General features: G+C 73.2%; 16 protein-coding genes. 5 read left to right on the top strand and 11 right to left on the bottom strand.

The window, feature by feature from the left end; translation table 11 throughout:
* Positions 1-75: 75 nt before the first annotated feature.
* The 3 genes from ABD269_RS26240 to ABD269_RS26230 all read right to left on the bottom strand — a co-directional run bounded on the left by ABD269_RS26240 (position 76) and on the right by ABD269_RS26230 (position 4,203).
* Positions 76-1,707 carry an aromatic amino acid lyase gene (locus tag ABD269_RS26240; RefSeq protein WP_344121639.1) on the bottom strand — a complete coding sequence of 544 codons (1,632 nt, stop codon included), beginning with the start codon at positions 1,705-1,707 and terminating at the stop codon, positions 76-78.
* 459 nt (positions 1,708-2,166) lie between these two features.
* Positions 2,167-2,997 carry a TIGR03619 family F420-dependent LLM class oxidoreductase gene (locus tag ABD269_RS26235; RefSeq protein ID WP_344121637.1) on the bottom strand — a complete coding sequence of 277 codons (831 nt, stop codon included), beginning with the start codon at positions 2,995-2,997 and terminating at the stop codon, positions 2,167-2,169.
* Between the two features lie 171 nt (positions 2,998-3,168).
* Positions 3,169-4,203: an IPT/TIG domain-containing protein gene (locus tag ABD269_RS26230; protein WP_344121635.1), complete on the bottom strand. Its 1,035-nt coding sequence runs from the start codon at positions 4,201-4,203 to the stop codon at positions 3,169-3,171.
* 137 nt (positions 4,204-4,340) lie between these two features.
* On the opposite strand from ABD269_RS26230, the gene ABD269_RS26225 reads away from it, so the two are divergent.
* The 4 genes from ABD269_RS26225 to ABD269_RS35425 all read left to right on the top strand — a co-directional run bounded on the left by ABD269_RS26225 (position 4,341) and on the right by ABD269_RS35425 (position 8,947).
* Positions 4,341-5,243, top strand: coding sequence for an SGNH/GDSL hydrolase family protein (locus tag ABD269_RS26225; RefSeq protein ID WP_344121633.1), 903 nt, complete (start codon positions 4,341-4,343; stop codon positions 5,241-5,243).
* Between the two features lie 338 nt (positions 5,244-5,581).
* Entirely contained in the window at positions 5,582-7,411 is a 1,830-nt protein-coding gene (gene ggt / locus ABD269_RS26220; protein WP_344121631.1) for a gamma-glutamyltransferase, read from the top strand.
* A gap of 46 nt (positions 7,412-7,457) precedes the next feature.
* The gene (locus ABD269_RS26215) at positions 7,458-8,264 is read left to right on the top strand and encodes a maleylpyruvate isomerase family mycothiol-dependent enzyme (protein WP_344121629.1); all 807 of its coding nucleotides are present in this window, start codon (positions 7,458-7,460) and stop codon (positions 8,262-8,264) included.
* 98 nt (positions 8,265-8,362) lie between these two features.
* On the top strand, positions 8,363-8,947 hold the full coding sequence (locus tag ABD269_RS35425) for a Clp protease N-terminal domain-containing protein (RefSeq protein ID WP_425572974.1): 585 nt from the start codon (positions 8,363-8,365) through the stop codon (positions 8,945-8,947).
* A 158-nt stretch (positions 8,948-9,105) separates the two neighbouring features.
* Here ABD269_RS35425 and ABD269_RS26200 read toward each other — a convergent pair whose 3' ends face one another.
* The 4 genes from ABD269_RS26200 to ABD269_RS26185 form a co-directional block, all read right to left on the bottom strand.
* The gene (locus tag ABD269_RS26200; protein WP_344122079.1) at positions 9,106-10,512 is read right to left on the bottom strand and encodes a phytoene desaturase family protein; all 1,407 of its coding nucleotides are present in this window, start codon (positions 10,510-10,512) and stop codon (positions 9,106-9,108) included.
* Between the two features lie 37 nt (positions 10,513-10,549).
* A complete protein-coding gene (locus ABD269_RS26195; RefSeq protein ID WP_344121627.1) occupies positions 10,550-11,377 on the bottom strand; it encodes an inositol monophosphatase family protein in 828 nt (275 codons plus the stop codon).
* A gap of 83 nt (positions 11,378-11,460) precedes the next feature.
* Positions 11,461-13,272: a gamma-glutamyltransferase family protein gene (locus ABD269_RS26190; RefSeq protein ID WP_344121625.1), complete on the bottom strand. Its 1,812-nt coding sequence runs from the start codon at positions 13,270-13,272 to the stop codon at positions 11,461-11,463.
* A 5-nt stretch (positions 13,273-13,277) separates the two neighbouring features.
* Complete coding sequence (locus ABD269_RS26185) at positions 13,278-13,757, bottom strand: DUF3761 domain-containing protein (RefSeq protein ID WP_344121623.1); 480 nt, start codon at positions 13,755-13,757, stop codon at positions 13,278-13,280.
* 241 nt (positions 13,758-13,998) lie between these two features.
* Here ABD269_RS26185 and lplAB point away from each other — a divergent pair, with 241 nt between their 5' ends.
* Entirely contained in the window at positions 13,999-15,054 is a 1,056-nt protein-coding gene (gene lplAB, locus ABD269_RS26180; protein WP_344121621.1) for a lipoate-protein ligase LplAB, read from the top strand.
* A 10-nt stretch (positions 15,055-15,064) separates the two neighbouring features.
* Here lplAB and ABD269_RS26175 read toward each other — a convergent pair whose 3' ends face one another.
* From ABD269_RS26175 to ABD269_RS26160, 4 genes are all read right to left on the bottom strand, one after another.
* Positions 15,065-15,748, bottom strand: coding sequence for a GNAT family N-acetyltransferase (locus ABD269_RS26175; protein ID WP_344121619.1), 684 nt, complete (start codon positions 15,746-15,748; stop codon positions 15,065-15,067).
* Positions 15,749-15,959: 211 nt separating this feature from the next.
* Positions 15,960-16,964, bottom strand: coding sequence for a TIGR03842 family LLM class F420-dependent oxidoreductase (locus tag ABD269_RS26170; RefSeq protein WP_301891461.1), 1,005 nt, complete (start codon positions 16,962-16,964; stop codon positions 15,960-15,962).
* Positions 16,965-16,975: 11 nt separating this feature from the next.
* Positions 16,976-18,376: a dihydropyrimidinase gene (gene hydA / locus ABD269_RS26165; RefSeq protein WP_344121616.1), complete on the bottom strand. Its 1,401-nt coding sequence runs from the start codon at positions 18,374-18,376 to the stop codon at positions 16,976-16,978.
* Positions 18,373-19,644 (bottom strand): aspartate aminotransferase family protein, encoded by a 1,272-nt coding sequence (locus ABD269_RS26160; protein ID WP_344122078.1) that lies wholly within the window; start codon positions 19,642-19,644, stop codon positions 18,373-18,375. The genes hydA and ABD269_RS26160 overlap by 4 nt, the downstream gene beginning before the upstream one ends.
* Positions 19,645-19,715 lie beyond the last annotated feature (71 nt).

Here is a 19,715-nt window from a genome sequence, read left to right as displayed (position 1 = left end):
GGTTCGACTCTAATTAATTGGCTTCTGGGAGTCCAATTAACCGGGGCCCGTCGTGGGCCCCGGTCGAGCGGTCGGTCAGTCGGTCAGCGCGGCCTCGGCGGCCTCGCGCAGCTCGCCGGAGGCGATGAGCGCGGTGACCCGCTGGATGTCGCCCTCCAGCGGACGGTCGCCCTCCAGCGCCGGGGAGACCGAGCGGATCAGGTCGTACGCGGCCTTCGTCGGGCCGCTGAGGACCTCGGTGCCGCGCAGGTCGGCGGCCTGCGCCAGGGCGAGCAGGTGGATGGCGGTGACCTGGCGGACCAGCTCCACGGCCGTACGGGCGTCCCGCGCGGCGATGGTCGCCATGCTGACCTTGTCCTGGTTGTGCGCCTCGGTCGACCGGGAGAACGAGGTCGCCGGCATGGTGTTCTTCAGCGCCTCGGCGGTGAGCCCGGAGGCGGCGATCTGCATGCCCTTGAAGCCGTGGTGCATGCCCGCGTCCCAGCTGTCCGCCTCGAAGCGGGGGATCAGGTTGGGGGTGAGGCCGTTGTTGAACTTCTCGTCCACGACCAGCTCCAGCTGGCGGTCGAGCAGGTCGGCGACGCTGGCGACCGCGGTCTTCAGGGAGTCCATGGCCTGGCCGACGTGGCCGCCGTAGAAGTTGCCGCCGTTGCGGACGACACCGGCGTCGATGTCGAACAGCGGGTTGTCGTTGGTGGAGTTGATCTCGATGTCCACCCAGTTGGTGGCCCAGTCCAGGGTGTCGCGCAGCACGCCGATCACGTGCGGGGCGCAGCGGATGGAGTAGCGGTCCTGGATCGGCTCCTCCAGCTCGCGGAAGCCGGCCTCCGACAGTGAAGCGTCGCGCTGCGCGACGCCCGGGTCGCGGTCCTCGGGGTTGCCGAGCAGGTCACGGATGGTGTGCGCGCTGCGGCGCGTGCCCGTGTGCGGCTTCTGGTCGAAGACGAACGGCGCGAAGTGGCCGGGGTTGCCCTGGAGCACCTGGGAGGTCAGTGCGGTCGACAGGTCGGCGGCGAAGGCCAGTTCCGCGGCGTCGTGGAGCGCCAGGGCGGCGAACCCGGACATGAAGGACGTGCCGTTGACGAGCGCCAGCCCCTCCTTGGCCTCCAGCACCGCCGGGGCGAGACCGACCGCGGCCAGGGCGTCCGCCGAGCTCTTCTCCTCGCCCTCGTGCAGGGCCCGGCCCTGGCCGGTGACGAGCGCCGCGATATAGCTGAGCGGGACGAGGTCACCGCTCGCGCCGACCGAGCCCCGCTCGGGGATGGGTGCCAGGACGTCGTGGTTGAGGCACTCGAGGAGCAGCTCGACGACCTCGGGGCGGACCGCCGAATAGCCGCGGGCCAGGCAGTTGGCGCGGATGACCATCGTGGCGCGGATGACGTCCTCGGCCGCGACGGGGCCGATGCCGCAGGACAGGAAGCGGATGAGGTTCTTCTGGAGGTCCTCCGCCTTCTTCCCCGATATCTGCCGCGTGTTGCTGTCGCCGAAGCCCGAGGTCACCCCGTAGACCGGGATGCCGGCCTCGATGACCTGGCCCTTCAGCTCGATCGACTTGAGCATGCGGCGGACCGTGTCCTCGGCGAGGGTGACGCGGGGCGCGTCGTCCTTCCCCCGCGCGGCGGCGACGACATCACTCACCGTCAGGGTGTGTCCGTCGATGGCGAGTTCGGCCTTGGCGCGGACGTCTGCTGCCGTGGAGCCATGCATGATGTGCGTAATTCCTTCCGTGGGGGCGGGGTGGAGCGGGGCGCGCCGGACCGGCGATGTGTGGCGCCGGTCGTTCCGCGCGCCCTGGGGACGCTTATGGCGTGGGATTTCTCGAATCCGGGGAATGCGGCACGGAGAAGTGGGAACGCGCGTTTTCGAAGCTCGCGCCGACGGCGTGCTGACGGCAGTGCCGTCCACGCGGTCTACAGAAGTGCGGAGCAGGAGCGGTGCGCGGCTCCGGCCGCCGGGACGGCGGCATGCTGAGAAGTCAACAGTTCGTCCCCCCGGTTCGAACTCGTCCGCAATGCAGCGGTAATTGAAAACCTACCAACAACGCCCGGAGCCGGGACTATGGCCTTGATCACAGGAAGGTAATGCCGGGGAATTGGATCCGGCCACCGCCCCGGTTTCCGGCCATGGGCGCGGCCATTTCCGGAGCCGCGCCGTCCGGTCCCTTGGTCAGCTGCCGGACAGCAGCTCCGGCACCCGGGCCGCCAGGGTCCGCATGCGCCGCCCGAACCCCTCGACGGGGCCGAAGTGCAGCGCCAGGTCGTCGGCGCCGGTCCGGTCCCAGTCCCGGACGCGCCGCGCCACGTCCTCGACCGGCAGCGCGTCGTCGTCCCAGGCGTCCCTGGCCCCCGCCGAGACCCGCTCGCCGCCCAACTCCCGCAGCCGGTCCCGGCGTACGACGAACTCCTCCGGGGAGAGCCCCACGCCCTGCCACATGTCACCGACGCGCGCGGCCCTGCGCAGCGCGGCGTCGGAGTTCCCGCCGATCAGGAACGGCACGGGCGCCGCGGGAACCGGCCGGAAGACGGCGCGCTCGTCGAAGGCGTGGTGGTCGTCGGCGTACGGCCCGCCGCCCTGTGTGTGCAAGTGGCGGATGAGCCGGAGCGCGGCGGTGGTGCGGGCGCCGCGCCCGGCGAAGTCCGCCCCGGCCGCCGCGAACTCGTACGACTCCCAGCCGGTGCCCACCCCCAGCACGAACCGCCCCTCGCTCAGATGGGCCAGCGTGGCCGCCTGCTTGGCCAGCACGAGGGGCTCCCGCAGCGGCAGCACGAGCACCGAAGTGCCCAGGGCGACGCGGGTGGTGACGGCCGCCAGATGGGCGAGCGTCGTCAGGGGCTCGTAGACGCCGCCGTAGACCGGGCCGTACTCCGCGGGCGGCAGCACGTGGTCGGGGAGCCATACCCCGGCGAATCCCAGGACTTCCGCTTCCCGGGCGAGTTCCACGAGCCGGGATACCGGCATCGAGGCCGATTCGTCGGGAAGGACGACGTGCAGACGCATGGAGGCTCCTCGGTGAACGGGTTTCCGTTGCCAGTCGCAACACCGCCATTCCACCGGTGATTCCGCCGCGTGTTCCCGAACGCCGGACGGACCCGAAAACGAGCCCGTCCGGCCGATGGGAGCGGGGAAAGAATCCCGCCCTCATGATTCACGGGAGCAATTCGCGCCGCGTCAGCCCGCCGCGTATGTGAAACGCCCCGCCGTGCCCACGGCGCTCGTGCCGCCCGCCGTCTCCACGGTGACGTCGACCGTGCCCGTGCCGGCCGGGGAGACCGCGCTGCAGTAGTCCCGCCCGCACGAGGAGTGTGCCGCCGGCCGTCCCCCGAAGCGGACGGTGCCGTGCGTCAGGTCCGTGCCGAGGACGGCGACCGCCGTGCCACCGGCCGCCGGTCCGCCCTGGACCGACAGGTGCTGGACGACGGGCGCGGGCGGCGCCGCCGGCCCCGGGCCCGTGTACGTGAACTGCCCTGCTTCCGCGGCCCCGCCCGGAGTGACCACGTCCACGGGAACGCTGCCCGTGCCGCCCGGCGCGATCGCGGTGCACGAGGTGCTCGTGCACGAGGTCCGCGCCGCGTCGTCGCCGAACAGCACCACCCCGGAGTCCAGACCGAAGCCCGTGACCGTGACCTTCGTCCCGCCCGCGCCCGGTCCGGTGACCGTGTCGACGGCGCCGACCACCGGCTCCGGGGGAGTCGCGGGCGGCTCCGAGGGGCCGTTGAGGGTGTACGTGGAGACGTTGTTCTGCGTGTTGACGTCCTCGGCGTTGGCGACGGTCGCCGTGATCACCCCGGACGGTGTCTGCGCCCCGGAGGTCACCTTCACCTTCATGAAGTGGCTCCGGCCGGGCACCATCGTCCCCACGTAGGTGGCGTCCAGGTGGCGGCCGTCCGGCGAGACCGTCTCGGTGAAGGTGTAGTCGTAGGGCGTCGAGTACATCAGGGCGCCGCTGGTCGTCACGCCGGGCGGGAGGTCCACGGTGAGGTGGGTCACCCCGGTGACGTCCTCCGTGCCCTCGGACTTCCAGGACACCGAGAAGCTGCCCGTGTCGTTCGGTCTCGTCGGATAGTTGCCGGCCTGTCCCACGGACACGTCGGGCCCCGGGACGGGGTCGGCGGCGGACGCCGAGGGCGCCGTGACCAGAGCGATCGTGGCGAGCGTGACCGCCACACAGGATGTCGCTATTCGAGTCATCACATGGGCGGTCATCGCCTGTTTCGCCCACCCTGTTACGGCACCCGCGTCACAACGACTTCATCGAGCCACATTGACAGACAGTCACGACGGAGCGAGTCTTGCGACGCATTGACGGTCGTCAGGACCGTGGAACAACTTCGGAGGCAGTGGTGACACAGGTGCACGGACGCGGCGGGCAGTACGGGAAGACTCTGGCGGCGTTCGGCGCGGCCGCGGCCCTGGCGGCCACGGCCGCCACCCCCGCGACGGCCGCCCAGCCCGCGTCGGACAGCCGCGGCGGCGAGCGCTACGTCGCCCTCGGCGACTCCTACACCTCCGGCCCCGGCATACCCGAGCAGACCGGCGGCGACTGCCTCCGCTCCAGCGTCAACTACCCGGCCCTGACCGCCGCGAAGCTGAACGTCGCGACCTTCAAGGACGTCAGCTGCAGCGGGGCGAAGACCGACGACATGTGGAGTGCGCAGGGCGCCAACCCGGCCCAGCTCAACGCTCTCGACAAGCGCACCACGCTCGTCACTGTCGGTATCGGCGGCAACGACATCGGCTTCGGCGACATCATCGGAACCTGCGCCAAGCTGTCCGTATCCGACCCGGCCGGCACGCCGTGCAAGAAGCAGTACACCGCCGCCGACGGCAGCGACCAGCTCGCCGCGCGGATCACGGGTGCCGCGCCCAAGATCGCGGCCGTGCTGAAGGCCGTCCACGACCGGGCGCCGCGCGCCCGCGTCGCGCTCGTCGGCTACCCCTCGATCATGCCGGACAGCGGCACCGGCTGCTTCCCGGCCGTGCCGATCGCGGCGGGCGACGTCCCCTACCTCCGGAACGTCGAGAAGAGCCTCAACGCGATGCTGAAGAAGGAAGCGGGCAAGGCGCACGTCCGCTACGTCGACACGTACGGTCCGACGGTCGGTCACGACACGTGCGCCCCTGCGGCGGACCGGTGGATCGAGGGTGTGAAGCCGGAGAGCCCGGCGGCGCCGTTCCATCCCAACGCGAAGGGGGAGGCGGCGATGGCGGGTGCGGTCTTGAAGGTCGTTGGCCGCAACCACTGAGCGGGGTCCTTCCGGGCGGGGTGCGGTCCGTTGCGCCTGCGGCGGGCTTTGTTCCCCTACCCCGCCCCTTCCCGAAACTGGGGCTCCGCCCCAGACCCCGAAGCACGCTTCGCGCGCTGTCCTCAAACTCCCCCAGCTACCGCTGGGAGGTGCCCCCACGGGCTGATTTCGCCGGCTACGGTCCGCGAAAACCAGCCCGGCCGGCGTTTGAGGCCGCGCCCGCAGGGCGCTCCCGCCGCAGGCGGCGACGGACCCGTACCCACAAAGGCCCGACCCCGTGGCGCGCCCAGCGAGCCACGGGTAGGCTCCGGGGCCCGCTCGCCCGCAAGGAGGTAGGGATGGTCCGCGCGAGAACGACCACTCATCGGCGCCTGCCCGTGCTCGCCGCCACCGCCGGCCTGATCGCCGGCCTCGGCATCGCGCCGGCGGCCGCCGCGCCCGCAGCCGCCCGTCCGCCCGCCAAGACACCCGTCGCCGTCGGCTACGGCGGCGCCGTGGCCAGTGTCGACGCGGACGCCTCGGCCGCGGGCATCGAGGTGCTGCGCAAGGGCGGCAACGCCGTGGACGCCGCGGTGGCCACCGCAGCGGCCCTCGGCGTCACCGAGCCGTACTCCGCCGGGATAGGCGGCGGTGGCTACCTCGTCTATTACGACGCGAAGAGCCATCGCGTCTCCACCGTCGACGGCCGCGAGCGCGCCCCGCTCGGCGCGGGCGCGGACCTGTTCCTGGAGAAGGGGCAGCCGATCCCGTTCGCCGACGCCGTCACCAGCGGCCTCTCCGTCGGCACCCCCGGCACGCCCGCCACCTGGGACACCGCCCTGCGCTCCTGGGGCAGCCGCTCGCTCGGCCAGGTGCTGAAGCCCGCCGAGCGCATCGCGCGCGACGGCTTCACCGTCGACGCGACCTTCCGTCAGCAGACCGCGGACAACGAGTCCCGGTTCAAGGACTTCCCGGCCACGGCCGCGCTCTTCCTGCCCGGTGGCCGCCCCCCGGCCGTCGGCAGCACGCTGAAGAACCCGGACCTCGCGCGGACGTACGAGCAGCTGGGCCGCCAGGGCATCGGGGCGCTCTACCGCGGCGACCTGGGCCGTGACCTCGTACGGACCGTACGCAAACCCCCCGTCGACCCGAAGTCCCGACGGGTCGCGCGCCCCGGCGGCCTGACGGAAGCGGACCTGCGCGCGTACGCGACGAAGGAGCAGGCCCCGACCCGTACGACCTACCGCGGCCTGGACGTCTACGGCATCGCCCCCTCCTCCTCCGGCGGCACCACGGTCGCGGAGGCCCTCAACATCCTTGAGCACGGCGACCTCTCCAGGCTCAGCGAGAAGACCTATCTGCACCGCTACATCGAGGCCAGCCGGATCGCCTTCGCCGACCGCAACCGCTGGGTCGGCGACCCCTCCCAGGAGAGTGTGCCCACGAAGGCGCTCACCTCGAAGGCGTTCGCCGGCGCCCGGGCCTGCCTCATGTCGGACAAGCGCGCAATGACCAGCCCGCTCGCGCCCGGCGACCCCCGCCACCCGGTGCCCTGCGGCACGCGCGGCAAGGCGGCGGCCACCCCGTACGAGGGCGACAACACCACCCATCTGACTGTCGCCGACAAGTGGGGCAACGTCGTCGCGTACACCCTCACCATCGAGCAGACCGGCGGCAGCGGCATCACCGTCCCCGGCCGCGGGTTCCTGCTCAACAACGAGCTGACCGACTTCTCCTTCGTGCCCGTCACCCCGGGCGTCCACGACCCGAACCTGCCGGGCCCCGGCAAGCGGCCGCGCTCCTCCATCTCGCCGACGATCGTCCTCGACCACGGCCGGCCCGCCTTCGCGCTCGGCTCGCCCGGCGGCGCGACGATCATCACGACCGCGCTCCAGACCCTGCTCAACCACGTCGACCGCGGCATGCCGCTCGTCGACGCGATCGCCGCGCCCCGCGCCAGCCAGCGCAACGCCGCGACGACCGAACTCGAACCGGCCCTCTGGGACAGCCCGTTGCGCAGCCGCCTCGAAGCCCTCGGGCACGCCTTCAAGGAGAACCCGGAGATCGGCGCGGCCACCGGTGTCCAACGGCTGCCCGACGGGCGGTGGGTGGCCGCCGCCGAGCGGGTCCGCCGCGGTGGCGGCTCCGCCCTGGTCGTCCACCCGGACGGCCCGCTGCCCAAGCACTGACCGCGACCCCCGTTCGGGACGGGGCGGGGCGGGGGAGAGAAGAGCCATGGACTTCCTCCGGCACTTCCACCACGAGGCGGCGGCCTTCGAGACCGCGCTGCGCGGGGCGGCCGACGCGCCGGCGCCCGTGGTGCCCACCTGTCCCGAGTGGTCGCTCGCCGACCTCGCCCTGCACCTCGGCGTCGTCCACCGCTTCGTCACCGCCGTCATCGCCCACGGCGCCGGCGCGCCCCCGGCCGACGTGGCCCTCTCCCTGGACCACCCGGGCCTCGGGATCCCGGCGGAGCACCGGGACTGGCCCGACCCGCAGCGCACGCCGAACACCGGGCCGGTGCCCGCAGATCTGGCCGACTGGTTCGCGGCCGGGGCCGCCGCCCTGGAGGAGACCCTGCGGACGACCGACCCGGCGAAGACGGTCTGGTCCTGGGGAGCGGACGGAACCGCCGCGTTCTGGACGCGGATGCAGACCATCGAGACAGCCGTGCACCGCTGGGACGCCGAGAACGCGCTCGGCGCCGCCCGGCCGCTCCCGGCCGAGCTCGCGGCGGACGCCGTCGTCCAGAACTTCGAGGTGATGGCACCCGCCCGGCGGGCCCGGCGGCATCTGCCCCCGGCCGCGGGCGAGCGGTTGAGGTTCCGGCGGACGGACGGTGGCGGTGACTGGACCGCCCACTTCGACGGCACCGAGGTCCGGCTCGCCGAGGGCGAAGGGGCGGGCGCCGACGTCGAGTTGGCGGGTACGGCGTCGGACCTGGCACTGTTCCTGTGGCAGCGGGTCCCGGCGGACCGGCTCGACGTGACGGGCGACCGGGGCGTCCTCGACCGCTACTTCGACCTCGCCCCTCCCCTGTGACCACCGGGACCGGCGCCCTGCCCGTCACGGTAGGTTGACGGGCGGGTCCGCGCCGTCGGGCCGGGCCCACGGTGAGCACCCCAGGAGATAGGCAAGGCATGTTCGAGCGGATGACGATGGACGCGCGGATGGCGGTCATACGCGCCCAGGAGGTCGCCCGGGAGCTGGAACACCCGTGGATCGGCAGCGAACACCTGCTGCTCGGACTCTTCCGCGAGGACCGCACGCCGTCCGCGCTGACCGGCTCCGGCATCACCGCCGACGCCTGCCGGGAGGCGCTCGTGGCCGCGGTGCGCGACGGTGCGGGCCTGTCCGCGAAGGACGCGGCGGCCCTGCGCGAGTTCGGCATCCTGCTGCCCGGGGACGCCGCCCCCGAGCCCAAGCAGCGGCGGTCGTTCTTCGGCCGCCGCAAGGCGGAGCCGCAGGAGGACCCGGCAGTGGTGCGGGCCCGGCAGATGCAGGAGCACCTGCCGTTCACGCTCAACGGCAAGAGGGCGCTGGAGGACGCGGGCGAGGTGCCCGTGCAGCAGAGGGACAGCCGCATCGCGCCCGAGCACGTGCTGTACGGCATCCTCGACCCCGAGGACGAGGTGATCGTCCGGATCTTCCGCCACCTGGGCACGGAGGCGGAGCCCCTGCGGGCGGAGGTCCTGGCCGACCTCGCGCGCTTCTACGCCGCGTAACCCATGGTGGCGGCCCGGGCCCAAGGGGGCTCGTGGAAGTCCGGTGCGGTACCGCGACCAGTAAGGGGCGCGGGGAGGCGTCGTTATGCGGCTCCGCCGCGGGGCGCAATCAGCCGTGGGCGGCCCGCAGCCGACTGACCGCACATCCAGCGGAGCGTTCAGCGCTCCCGGAGCCGCCGCCAGACCGCCCGCGCCGCGTGGTGCCCGCACATGCCGTGCACCCCGGGCCCCGGCGGCGTGGCCGACGAGCAGATGAAGACGTTCGGCCGCGCCGTCGCGTAGGGGACCCGTGCGAGCTTGGGGCGGATCAGCAGCCGCAGCCCCGCGACCGAGCCGGTGGCGATGTCGCCTCCCACGTAGTTCGTGTTGCGGGCGGCCAGCTCGGGCGGTCCGGCCGTCGCACGGGCCAGCACCAGATCGCGGAAACCCGGTGCGAACCGCTCGATCTGGCGCTCGATCACCTCCGTGGCGTCCCCCCGCCAGCCGTTGGGCACATGCCCGTACACCCAGAACGTGTGCTTGCCCTCCGGCGCCCGCGTGGGGTCGATGATGCTGGGCTGCGAGGTGATGAGGAAGGGCACCGAGGGGTCGTCGCCGTGGAGCGCGGCGCCGAGGGCGGAGTCGATCTCGCCGTACGTCGGGCCGACATGGACCGTGCCCGCCCGGCGGGCGGCCTCCGACGTCCACGGCACGGGACCGCTCAGCGCGTAGTCGATCTTGAAGACGGACGGGCCGTAGCGGAAGTGCTCGTACGCGTTGCCGAGCCCCGCGATCCGGGCGAGGGCGGTCGGCGAGGTGTCGAAGACATACGCGCGGGCCGGCGGGAGGTCGTCGAGGCGCTTGACCTCGAAGTCCGTGTGGAGGACGCCGCCCTGCTCCCGTACGTAGGAGCCGAGGGCGTCGGCGATCGACTGCGAGCCGCCGCGCGGCACCGGCCAGCCGCCCGCGTGCGCGGCGAGCGCGAAGATCAGTGCCATGCCGCCGGTGCCGAAGCCGGTGAGCGGCGCGATGCCGTGCGCCGCGAGCCCGGCGAAGAGCGCGCGGGCCTTCGCGTCGTGGAAGCGGCGCGTCAGCAGGGCCGCGGGCTGCGCGGCGAGCAGGCCGAAGCGCGCGTACAGCAGGGGGTCGCGCGGCAGGCCGTCCCACGCGGTGCGCAGGAAGTCGGCGGCCACCGTGTCCCACCGGCCGCGGAAGGGCGCGACCAGCCGCCGGTACGTGCCGGCGTCGCGCGGGCCCAGCGAGAGCGCCGTCTCCCCGACGCTGTGGGACAGGACGGCGGCGCTGCCGTCGGGGAAGGGGTGCGCCATGGGCAGCTCGGGGTGGATCCACTCCAGGCCGTGCCGGTGCAGCGGCATCCTGGTGAAGGCGGGCGAGCCCGCGGCCAGCGGGTGCACGGCGGAGCACGGGTCGTGGCGGAAGCCGGGGAGCGTGAGCTCCTCCGTGCGGGTGCCGCCGCCGATCGCCCCCGCGGCCTCGAACACCTCCACGGCCAGGCCCCGGCGGGCCAGTTCGGCCGCGGCCGTGAGCCCATTGGGCCCGGCACCTACGACGACCGCGTCGAGCATGGTGGGCACCGGACGCAACTCCCCTCGTCCCCGTGGATCAGCCGGCGGACGCCAGCAGGCCCAGGATATGCCGGAGCGTCACCTCGTCCCGCGCGGCGGCGAACGGCAGGGCGTTGCCGCCCGCTATCCGGAACGGCTCGCCCGCGACCGTGCCGCTCGCGCCGCCCGCCTCGGCGACCAGCAGCAGCCCGGCGGCGTGGTCCCAGGCGTTCTCCCAGGAGAAGGCGACGCCGTCGATGTGGCCGCGCGCCACGTTGAGGTATTCCAGCCCGGCCGAGCCGCACGGGCGCGGCGCGACGCCCTCCGTGCGCAGGGTCGCCAGCACGCGCTTCTGCTCGTCGTCGGTGAAGTCGTAGTGCGAGGTCGCCACTTCGAGGACCTTGCCGGGCCCGGGCGAGCCGGAGCGCAGCGGGGTGCCGTTGAGCACCGCGCCGCCGCCGCGGCGGGCGATCGCCATCAGCTCCAGGGCGGGCGCGTACGTCCAGGAGGCGAGCAGCTCGCCGCGGTGGGCCAGGCAGACGAGGGTGGTGAACCCGGGGTCGCCGTGGACGAACTGCCGGGTGCCGTCGACCGGGTCCACGATCCATACGGGGTCCTCGCCGCGCAGGGCGTCGAGGATGCCCGGGTCGGCGTGCACGGCCTCCTCCCCGACGACGACGGAGCCGGGCAGCAGGGCCGTGAGCGAGGCGGTCAGGTGCTCCTCGGCGAGCCGGTCGGCGACCGTCACCAGGTCGTGCGGCCCGTTCTTCTCGACGATCTCGTGCGCGGCGAGCTGCCGGAAACGCGGCACGATCTCGGCGGCGGCCGCCTTGCGGACCGCCTCCTCGACGTCGTTCAGATCACCTGCGAGAAATTCATCGATCATGCGTCCATCGAATCACGCCCCACTGACATCCGGGGGCGTGGTCATGGCCGCACGGTGTCTTCGAGGTGAACGGCCTCCGGTGATCAGCGGCCCACCGCGTAGCCCTGCATCCCCCGTGGATTGGCGGCCGCCGACAGCAGACCCGTCTCCGGGTCACGCGCCACCGCGCACAGCCGCCCCTGCGACCAGGACGCGGCGACGGTCACGTCGTGGCCGCGGCGGCGCAGCTCCTTGACGACCGGTTCCCCGATCCGGGACTCCACCGTGACCGAGCCGGGCCGCATCGTGCGCGGGTGGAAGGAGCTGGGGAAGGACTCCTGGTGCCAGTTGGGCGCGTCGATCGCGCCCTGGAGGTCGAGCCCGCCGCGCACCGGCGGGCGCAGCGCGGTCGCGAGGAAGAAGTGCAGCTGCCACTGGTCCTGCTGGTCGCCGCCGGGCGTGCCGAAGGCCAGCACCGGCTCGCCGCCGCGCAGCGCGAGGGACGGGGTCAGCGTCGTCCGCGGACGCCGCCCGGGGGTGAGGGAGTTGGGCAGCCCGGGTTCGAGCCAGGCCATCTGGAGCCGGGTGCCGAGGGGGAACCCCAGCTCGGGGACGACGGGGTTGGACTGGAGCCAGCCACCGCTGGGCGTCGCGGAGATCATGTTGCCCCAGCGGTCGACGACGTCGAGGTGGCAGGTGTCCCCACGCGTCACCCCGTCGGGCGCGACGTCCGGATCGGTGCCGTATGTGAGCGTCGGTTCGCCCACGCCCGACATCAGCGGCACCTCCGGCACGTCGGCGGCCGTGAGCGCGTGCCGGGGGAGGCGCGGGGTGCGGCCCCCGGGGCTGCCGGGGCGCAGGGCGTACGAGGCACGGTCGCCGATCAGGGACCGGCGGGCGGCGTTGTAGCCGTCCGAGAGGAGCTCGCGCAGCGGGACGTCGCCGGTGGCGTCGCCGTACCACGCCTCGCGGTCCGCCATGGCGAGCTTGCCGCCCTCGACGAGCGTGTGGACGTACGCGCCGGTCCCGTACTCCGGGAGGTCGCCCAGCAGCGCGAGCTGCTGGAGGAGGACCGGGCCCTGGGACCAGGGGCCGGCCTTGCAGACGGTCCAGCCGTTCCAGTCGTAGGTGACCGGGTCCTCGTACCCGGCGCGGTAGCCGGCCAGGTCGTCGCCGGTGAGCGGGGCGGCGTGCCGGGCGCCGGAGGAGTCCAGGGTGGGGCGGGCCGCGGCCCGGACGAGGGCCTCGGCGACGAAGCCCTCGCGCCAGACCCGGCGGGCGGCGTCGATGCGCCGCTCCCGGTCGCCGCCCGCCGCGTCGGCCTCGGCGAGGAGGCGGCGCCAGGTGGCGGCGAGTGCGGGGTTCCGCAGGAGCCGGCCGGGGGCGGGCGGTCGGCCGCCGGGCAGGTACAGCGCGGCGGAGTCCGGCCACTCGGCGGTGAACAGCTCGCGCACCGCCTCCACGGTCCGGCCGACCGCCTCGACCGGGGCGTGCCCGGTCTCCGCGTACCCGATCGCGTACGCCAGGACGTCGGCGAGCGGCTTGGTGCCGTGGTCGCGCAGCAGCAGCATCCAGGCGTCGAACGCGCCCGGCACCGCGGCCGCGAGGGGCCCGGTGCCGGGGACGAGGGTCAGCCCCAGCGAGGTGTAGTGCGCGATGCTCGCCCCCGCGGGGGCCGGCCCCTGGCCGCAGAGCACCCGCACGGTGCCGCCTGCGGGGGCGATGACGGCGGGCACCTCCCCGGCGGGCCCGTTCATGTGCGGCTCGACGACCTGGAGCACGAAACCCGCGGCCACGGCCGCGTCGAAGGCGTTGCCCCCGTTCTCCAGCACGGCCATCGCGGACTGCGAGGCGAGCCAGTGCGTGGAGGAGACCATGCCGAAGGTGCCTTGAAGGGTGGGCCGCGTGGTGAACATGGCCTCTAGGAAGGCAGATCCTTCAACCACTGCGCAACACCGCCGTGGTGGGAGCAGGTGCCCCTGCGGTGCGCGGAGTAGGAGGACGAACCGTCGTTGCAGACCGCGGAGGCGCCGGAGTGCGATCCTCCCGATCCTCCGGTCGACCCTGAACCGCCTGTTGTCGTCGAACCGCCTGACGTCGAGCCGCCGGAGCCGCTGGTTCCTCCGCTGACGGAGGCGGGTGCCTCCTCCTTCGGCGTGGGGGTGGGCGCGGGTGCGGGCGGTGTCGGGGACGCGCTGCTCGGCTCGGGCGACGGCGAGGACCGCGTCGGCTCGGGCTCGGGCGCCTTGGACGGAGTGGCCGGGCCCGACACGGATGCCGTCGGCTCGGTACCGGCGGGCTTGGCGGAGTCGTCGCAGGCGACCGCGCCGAAGCCCAGGGCCAGCGTGGCGGCGAGGGCCGCACCGGCCCGTATCGCCCGGCGCGCCATGGATGTGCTCACGTTCGGGTTTCCCCCTCGAACGGCTGCTGCGCGGAACGATTCCGCGCATGGCCCCGCCCCCGGTCACGAGCCGACGCCCGGCAGACCGGGGGAGTGGGGTGGAGGGAAGAGCAATGAATGCGTGTGGGGTACACAGAGTGTAGGTGGTTACCCACGGGAGTGACAGTGGTTGATGGAGTTACGGTTGATTCCGCTGTCGGTCGGGTGGCCGACCGGGGAGAACGAGCGGAAGGACACAGCCGTGCACGGCGAATACAAGGTTCCGGGCGGAAAGCTCGTCGTCGTGGACCTGGAGGTCGAGGACGGGGCGCTGCGTCACGTCCGGGTGGCCGGTGACTTCTTCCTCGAACCGGACGAGGCCCTCCTCGACATCAACCGGGCCCTGGAGGGCGCCCCCGCCGACACCCCCGCCCCGCAGCTCGCCGCGCGCATCGACGCGGCCCTGCCCGAGGGCACGGTGATGTTCGGCTTCTCCGCCGAGGCCGTGGGCATCGCCGTCCGCCGCGCGCTGGCGCAGGCCACCGACTGGCACCACTACGACTGGCAGCTCATCCACGACGGCCCACAGGCCCCGGCCCTGCACATGGCCCTGGACGAGGTGCTGACGGCCGAGGTCGCGGCCGGGCGCCGCCCGCCGACGCTGCGCGTGTGGGAGTGGGGCGCCCCCGCCGTGGTCATCGGCAGCTTCCAGTCCCTGCGCAACGAGGTCGACCCCGAGGGCGCCGAGCGGCACGGGATGACCGTCGTCCGCCGGATCTCCGGCGGCGGGGCCATGTTCATCGAGCCCGGCAACACCATCACCTACTCGCTGTGCGTGCCGGACGCCCTGGTGCAGGGCCTGTCCTTCGCCGACAGCTACGCCTACCTCGACGACTGGGTCCTCGGCGCGCTGGAGGGCATGGGCGTCAAGGCGTGGTACCAGCCCCTCAACGACATCGCCACCGAGGCCGGCAAGATCGCGGGCGCCGCGCAGAAGCGGGTGGTCTCCGGCGACGGCGCGGTGCTGCACCACGTGACCATGGCGTACGACATCGACGCCGACAAGATGCTCGACGTGCTGCGGATCGGCAAGGAGAAGCTCTCCGACAAGGGCACCAAGAGCGCCAAGAAGCGGGTGGACCCGCTGCGCCGCCAGACGGGCCTGCCGCGGGACGCCGTCATCGAGCGCATGATCGCGTCCTTCCGCGGCCGCTACGGCCTGACGGAGGGCTCCGTCACCCCCGAGGAGATGGCCCGCGCCGAGGAGCTGGCCGCGACGAAGTTCAGCTCGCAGGAGTGGACGGCCCGCGTCCCGTAGTGGTGCGCGGCTACGCCGACAGCAGCGGACGTATCCGCTCCGTCGTGGGCCCCGCCGCGACCCGCTGTTCGAGCCGGTCCCGTACGTGGGGCCACTCCTCGTCGAGGATCGAATAGAACGCCGTGCCCCGGACCATGCCGTCCAGGCCCCGGGTGTGGGCCCGGCGCACCCCTTCGAGGGTCGCGCCGAGCCGCTCGATCGCGGCGCGCGAGCGCAGATTGCGGGCGTCGGCGCGCAGGGACACGCGCCGCACGCCCCACGTCTCGAAGGCGTGGCGCAGCATGAGCAGCTTGGCCTCGGTGTTGATCCCGGTGCCCTGGGCGCGCGCGGAGAGCCAGGTGCCGCCGATCTCCGTCGCGTCGGGCACCGCGGTGAGCGGGTCGCCCAGCGGCTCGCGCGGAGCCGGGGGCCAGGGCACCGGGCCCTGCCAGTAGTCCAGCTCGCAGAACCGCGTCGAGCCCACCACCAGGCCGTCCGCCGCGCGCACCACGGCGAACGGCAGCGCCTGCCCCGCCGCCCGGGCGGCCAGCGCGTCGGCGACATAGCGCTCCGCCGCCGCCACCCCATGCGGCACCGGCGTGAAGGCATAGCTCGCGCGGTCCTCGGCCGCCGCCATGGCCAGGGCCTCGACGTGCCGCTCGCCGAGCGGCTCCAGCCGCGCGCTGCGGCCGTGGAGGAAGACGGGGACGGGCATGGGCCTTGCCTCCTTCGACGGGGGAACGGGGAGCACCCCGGTGCGTGCGTCGCGTGCGCCGGGTGTGGCCAGTGTGCGTCCGGAAAGTCCCCGGTCGGGGGACGGGAAGGCGAAAGGCAGGAGACGGCCGGGTGAAGGCACGGTGCGGGGCCCCGGCGGCTTTTGCACTTCTCGATCACCGGACGGGCCCGTCCGGTGATCGAGCAACGCCCTATGAGCCGGTCAGCGCGGGAATGATGTGCCGGCCGTACGCGTCGATGGTCGACTCCTTCGCGTCGTGCATCGCGTAGATCGCGAACTGGTCCACCCCCAACTCCCGCAGCTCCTCAAGCCTTTCGCGGTGCGCCTCCACGGGGCCGAGCAGGCAGAAGCGGTCCACGATCGTGTCGGGCACGAAGTCCGTGGAGGGGTTCCCCGCGCGGCCGTGGTGACTGTAGTCGTAGCCCCGGCGCTGCTTGATGTATTCGGTGAGGGCCTCCGGCACCAGGCCGGAGTGCTCGCCGTACCGCTCGACGAGGTCGGCGACGTGGTTGCCCACCATGCCGCCGAACCAGCGGCACTGCTCGCGCGCGTGGGCCAGGTCGTCGCCCACATAGGCGGGCGCGGCGACGCAGACGGTGACGGAGTCCGGGTCGCGCCCGGCGTCGGAGGCCGCGGTCCGCACGGCCTTGACCATCCACTCGGTGAGGAAGGGGTCGGCGAGCTGGAGGATGAAGCCGTCGGCCTCCCGCCCGGCGAGGGCGAGCGCCTTGGGGCCGTACGCCCCCATCCAGACCGGCAGCCTGCCGTCCCGCACCCAGGGCAGCCGCATCGCCGTGCCACCCACGTCCGCCTCGCGCCCCTCGGCGAGGTCGCGGATGACTCGCATCGCCTCGCTCAGGGTGGCGAGGGTGTTCGGCTTGCGGCCGGCCACCCGCATCGCGGAGTCGCCGCGGCCGATGCCGCACACGGTGCGGTTGCCGTACATGTCGTTGAGCGTGGCGAAGGTGGAGGCCGTGACCTCGGGGGTGCGGGTGGAGGGGTTGGTGACCATGGGCCCGACGATCAGCCGCTCGGTGTGGTCGAGGATGCGGCTGTGGATGACGAACGGCTCCTGCCACAGCACGGCGGAGTCGAAGGTCCAGCCGTAGCGGAAGCCGGCGCCCTCGGCGCGGCGCATCAGGTCCACCACGGCGGAGGCGGGCGGGTCGGTCTGCAGGACGATTCCGAAGTCCACGGCGGTGCTCCTTACGCGAGGTACTGACAGGTGGTGCGCGGTACATAGCGGCCGTGCCCGGCCCGCCCCGTGAACCGCCGTTGCTCGATGACGGTCTCGCCGCGCGACAGGACGGTCTCGACGCGCCCGGTGACCCGCTTCCCCTCGTACGCGGAATAGTCGACGTTCATGTGGTGGGTCGCGGCGGAGAGTGTCTGTTCCGCGTGCGGGTCGTAGATGACGATGTCGGCGTCGCCGCCGGGTGTGACGCCGCCCTTGTGCGGGGCGAGGCCGAACATCCGGGCGGGGGCGGCGCAGGCGATCTCGATCCAGCGGCGGCGGGTGATCCGGCCCTCCACGACCGCCTGGTGGAGGAGGTCCATGCGGTTCTCCACGCCGGGCAGGCCGTTGGGGATCTTCGAGAAGTCCCCGCGGCCGAGCTCCTTCTGGCCGGAGAAGCAGAACGGGCAGTGGTCGGTGGAGACCACCTGGAGGTCGTCCGTGCGCAGCCCGCGCCAGAGCGCGTCCTGGTGCTCGCGCGGCCGAAGGGGCGTCGAGCAGACGTATTTGGCGCCCTCGAAGCCCGGCTCGGCGAGATTGTCGGTGGACAGGAAGAGATACTGCGGGCAGGTCTCGCCGAAGACCGGCAGGCCCTTGTCCCTCGCCTGCGCCAGCTCGGCGAGCGCCTCCTCGGCGGAGACGTGCACGACGTAGAGCGGGCTGCCCGCCACCCGGGCGAGCTGGATGGCCCGGTGGGTGGCCTCGGCCTCCAGCAGGGCCCTGCGGACCTCGCCGTGATAGCGCGGATCCGTGTGGCCCGCGGCGAGGGCCTGCTCCACCAGGACGTCGATGGCGATGCCGTTCTCGGCGTGCATCATGATCAGCCCGCCGTTGCCCGCGGCACGCTGCATGGCCCGCAGGATCTGCCCGTCGTCGCTGTAGAACACCCCGGGGTAGGCCATGAAGAGCTTGTACGACGTGACGCCCTCGCCGACCAGGAGGTCCATCTCCTTGAGCGAGCCCTCGTTCACATCGGAGAGGATCATGTGGAAGGCGTAGTCGATCGCGCAGGTGCCCTCGGCCTTGGCGTGCCAGGTGTCGAGCCCTTCGCGCAGCGCCCCGCCGCGCGGCTGGACGGCGAAGTCGACGACGGTCGTGGTGCCGCCCCACGCCGCCGCGCGGGTGCCCGTCTCGAAGGTGTCGGAGGAGGCGGTGCCGCCGAAGGGGAGCTCGAAGTGCGTATGGGCGTCGACCCCGCCGGGGATGACGTACTTCCCGGTGGCGTCCAGCGTGCGGTCCGCGGTCCAGCCCTGGGCGAAGGCGCTGTCGGGCGTGGCCAGGGCGGCGACCTTGCCGTCCTCGATCAGGACGTCCGCCCGCGTCTCCTCGGCGGCGGTGATGACGAGCCCGCCGCGAATGGCCGTTCTGCTCATGGGCGTTCCTTCCCTTCGGCGTGCTGCACCTGGCGCAGGGTCTCCTCGATGATCGCCGCGCCCTCCTCGGCCTCGGCGACGGTGAGGCTCAGCGGCGGGGCGATGCGCAGCACGTTCGCCTCGCGGCCGCCCTTGCCGATCAGCAGGCCGCGCTCGCGGGCGTGCTCCAGGGCGAGGGAGGCGGCCTCCGGCGCGGGCGATCCGTCGGGCCGTACGAGCTCGACGCCGGCCATCAGGCCCCGGCCGCGCACCTCGCGGACGACGGGGAGCCCCGCGGCGATGGCGCGGAGCCGCTCGGTGAGGAGGCCGCCGACGCGGCGGGCGTTGCCCTGGAGGTCGTGCTCCAGCAGATACGTGAGGTTGGCCAGGCCCGCGGCCATGGTGACGGGGCTGCCGCCGAAGGTCGAGATGGAGTTGGCGGACAGGCAGTTCATGACCTCGGCGCGGGCGACGACCCCGCCGATGGACATGCCGTTGCCGATGCCCTTGGCGAAGGTGAGGATGTCGGGCGGGCCGCTCGCCGCGTGCGCCTGCCAGCCCCAGAAGTGGTCGCCGGTGCGGCCCCAGCCGGTCTGCACCTCGTCGGAGATCCACAGGATGCCGCGGCGCGCGAGGACTTCGCGGAACGCGGCGTACAGCCCGTCGGGCGGTGCGGTGAACCCGCCGACGCCCTGCACCGGTTCGGCGATCAGGGCGGCGACATTGCCGTGCGCCTGGCCGAGCATGTCCTCCAGGTCGGCGACGCACGCCGCGATGAACTCCCCGTCGGACAGCGCCGCGTACGGCCCGCGGCTGCGCACGCCGCCGTGCAGATAGAGCGTCTGCAGGGGGGAGAGGCTGGTCGGTGACCAGGAGGCGTTGCCGGTGACGGCGACCGAGGAGAAGGAACGGCCGTGGTAGCTGTTCCGCATCGCCAGGATCTGATTGGAGCGGCGGTGGGTGGTGGCCAGCAGCAGGGCCGCGTCGTTGGCCTCGGTGCCGGAGGTGGTGAAGAAGACCCGGGCGTCGGGGATTCCGGAGAGGGAGGCGATCCGCTCGGCCAGCTCCACCATGTGCCGGTCGAGATAGAGCGTGGAGGTGTGCAGGATCCGGCCGGCCTGCTCGGCGACCGCCTTGGTGACCTCGGGGAGGGCGTGGGCGGTCATGGTGGTGAGGATGCCGCCGAAGAAGTCGAGATAGCGGCGGCCTTGGACGTCCCACACATGGCGGCCCTCGCCGTGGGTGAGCTCCAGCGGCTCGCGGTAGTAGAGCGCGAGCCACTCGGGCATCACGGCCCGGTGCCGGACGTGCAGCGAGGCGGCGGCGGACGGCGCGGGAGCGGGGGGAGTGGCCTCCGGGG

It is taken from the genome of Streptomyces blastmyceticus (assembly GCF_039521185.1).
Lineage (GTDB): Bacteria > Actinomycetota > Actinomycetes > Streptomycetales > Streptomycetaceae > Streptomyces > Streptomyces blastmyceticus.
The sequence above is the reverse complement of the archived record's forward strand: the minus strand, read 5'-3'. Positions and strand labels throughout refer to the sequence as shown.

What these genes read in the sequence shown, in the direction of transcription:
- ABD269_RS26240 (WP_344121639.1), bottom strand. Translation starts at nt 1,707, where the DNA reads ATGCATGGCTCCACGGCAGCAGACGTCCGCGCCAAGGCCGAACTCGCC.
- ABD269_RS26235 (WP_344121637.1), bottom strand. Translation starts at nt 2,997, where the DNA reads ATGCGTCTGCACGTCGTCCTTCCCGACGAATCGGCCTCGATGCCGGTA.
- ABD269_RS26230 (WP_344121635.1), bottom strand. Translation starts at nt 4,203, where the DNA reads ATGACCGCCCATGTGATGACTCGAATAGCGACATCCTGTGTGGCGGTC.
- ggt (WP_344121631.1), top strand. Translation starts at nt 5,582, where the DNA reads ATGGTCCGCGCGAGAACGACCACTCATCGGCGCCTGCCCGTGCTCGCC.
- ABD269_RS26215 (WP_344121629.1), top strand. Translation starts at nt 7,458, where the DNA reads ATGGACTTCCTCCGGCACTTCCACCACGAGGCGGCGGCCTTCGAGACC.
- ABD269_RS35425 (WP_425572974.1), top strand. Translation starts at nt 8,363, where the DNA reads ATGTTCGAGCGGATGACGATGGACGCGCGGATGGCGGTCATACGCGCC.
- ABD269_RS26200 (WP_344122079.1), bottom strand. Translation starts at nt 10,512, where the DNA reads ATGCTCGACGCGGTCGTCGTAGGTGCCGGGCCCAATGGGCTCACGGCC.
- ABD269_RS26195 (WP_344121627.1), bottom strand. Translation starts at nt 11,377, where the DNA reads ATGATCGATGAATTTCTCGCAGGTGATCTGAACGACGTCGAGGAGGCG.
- ABD269_RS26190 (WP_344121625.1), bottom strand. Translation starts at nt 13,272, where the DNA reads ATGTTCACCACGCGGCCCACCCTTCAAGGCACCTTCGGCATGGTCTCC.
- ABD269_RS26175 (WP_344121619.1), bottom strand. Translation starts at nt 15,748, where the DNA reads ATGCCCGTCCCCGTCTTCCTCCACGGCCGCAGCGCGCGGCTGGAGCCG.
- hydA (WP_344121616.1), bottom strand. Translation starts at nt 18,376, where the DNA reads ATGAGCAGAACGGCCATTCGCGGCGGGCTCGTCATCACCGCCGCCGAG.
- ABD269_RS26160 (WP_344122078.1), bottom strand. Translation starts at nt 19,644, where the DNA reads ATGCCCGAGTGGCTCGCGCTCTACTACCGCGAGCCGCTGGAGCTCACC.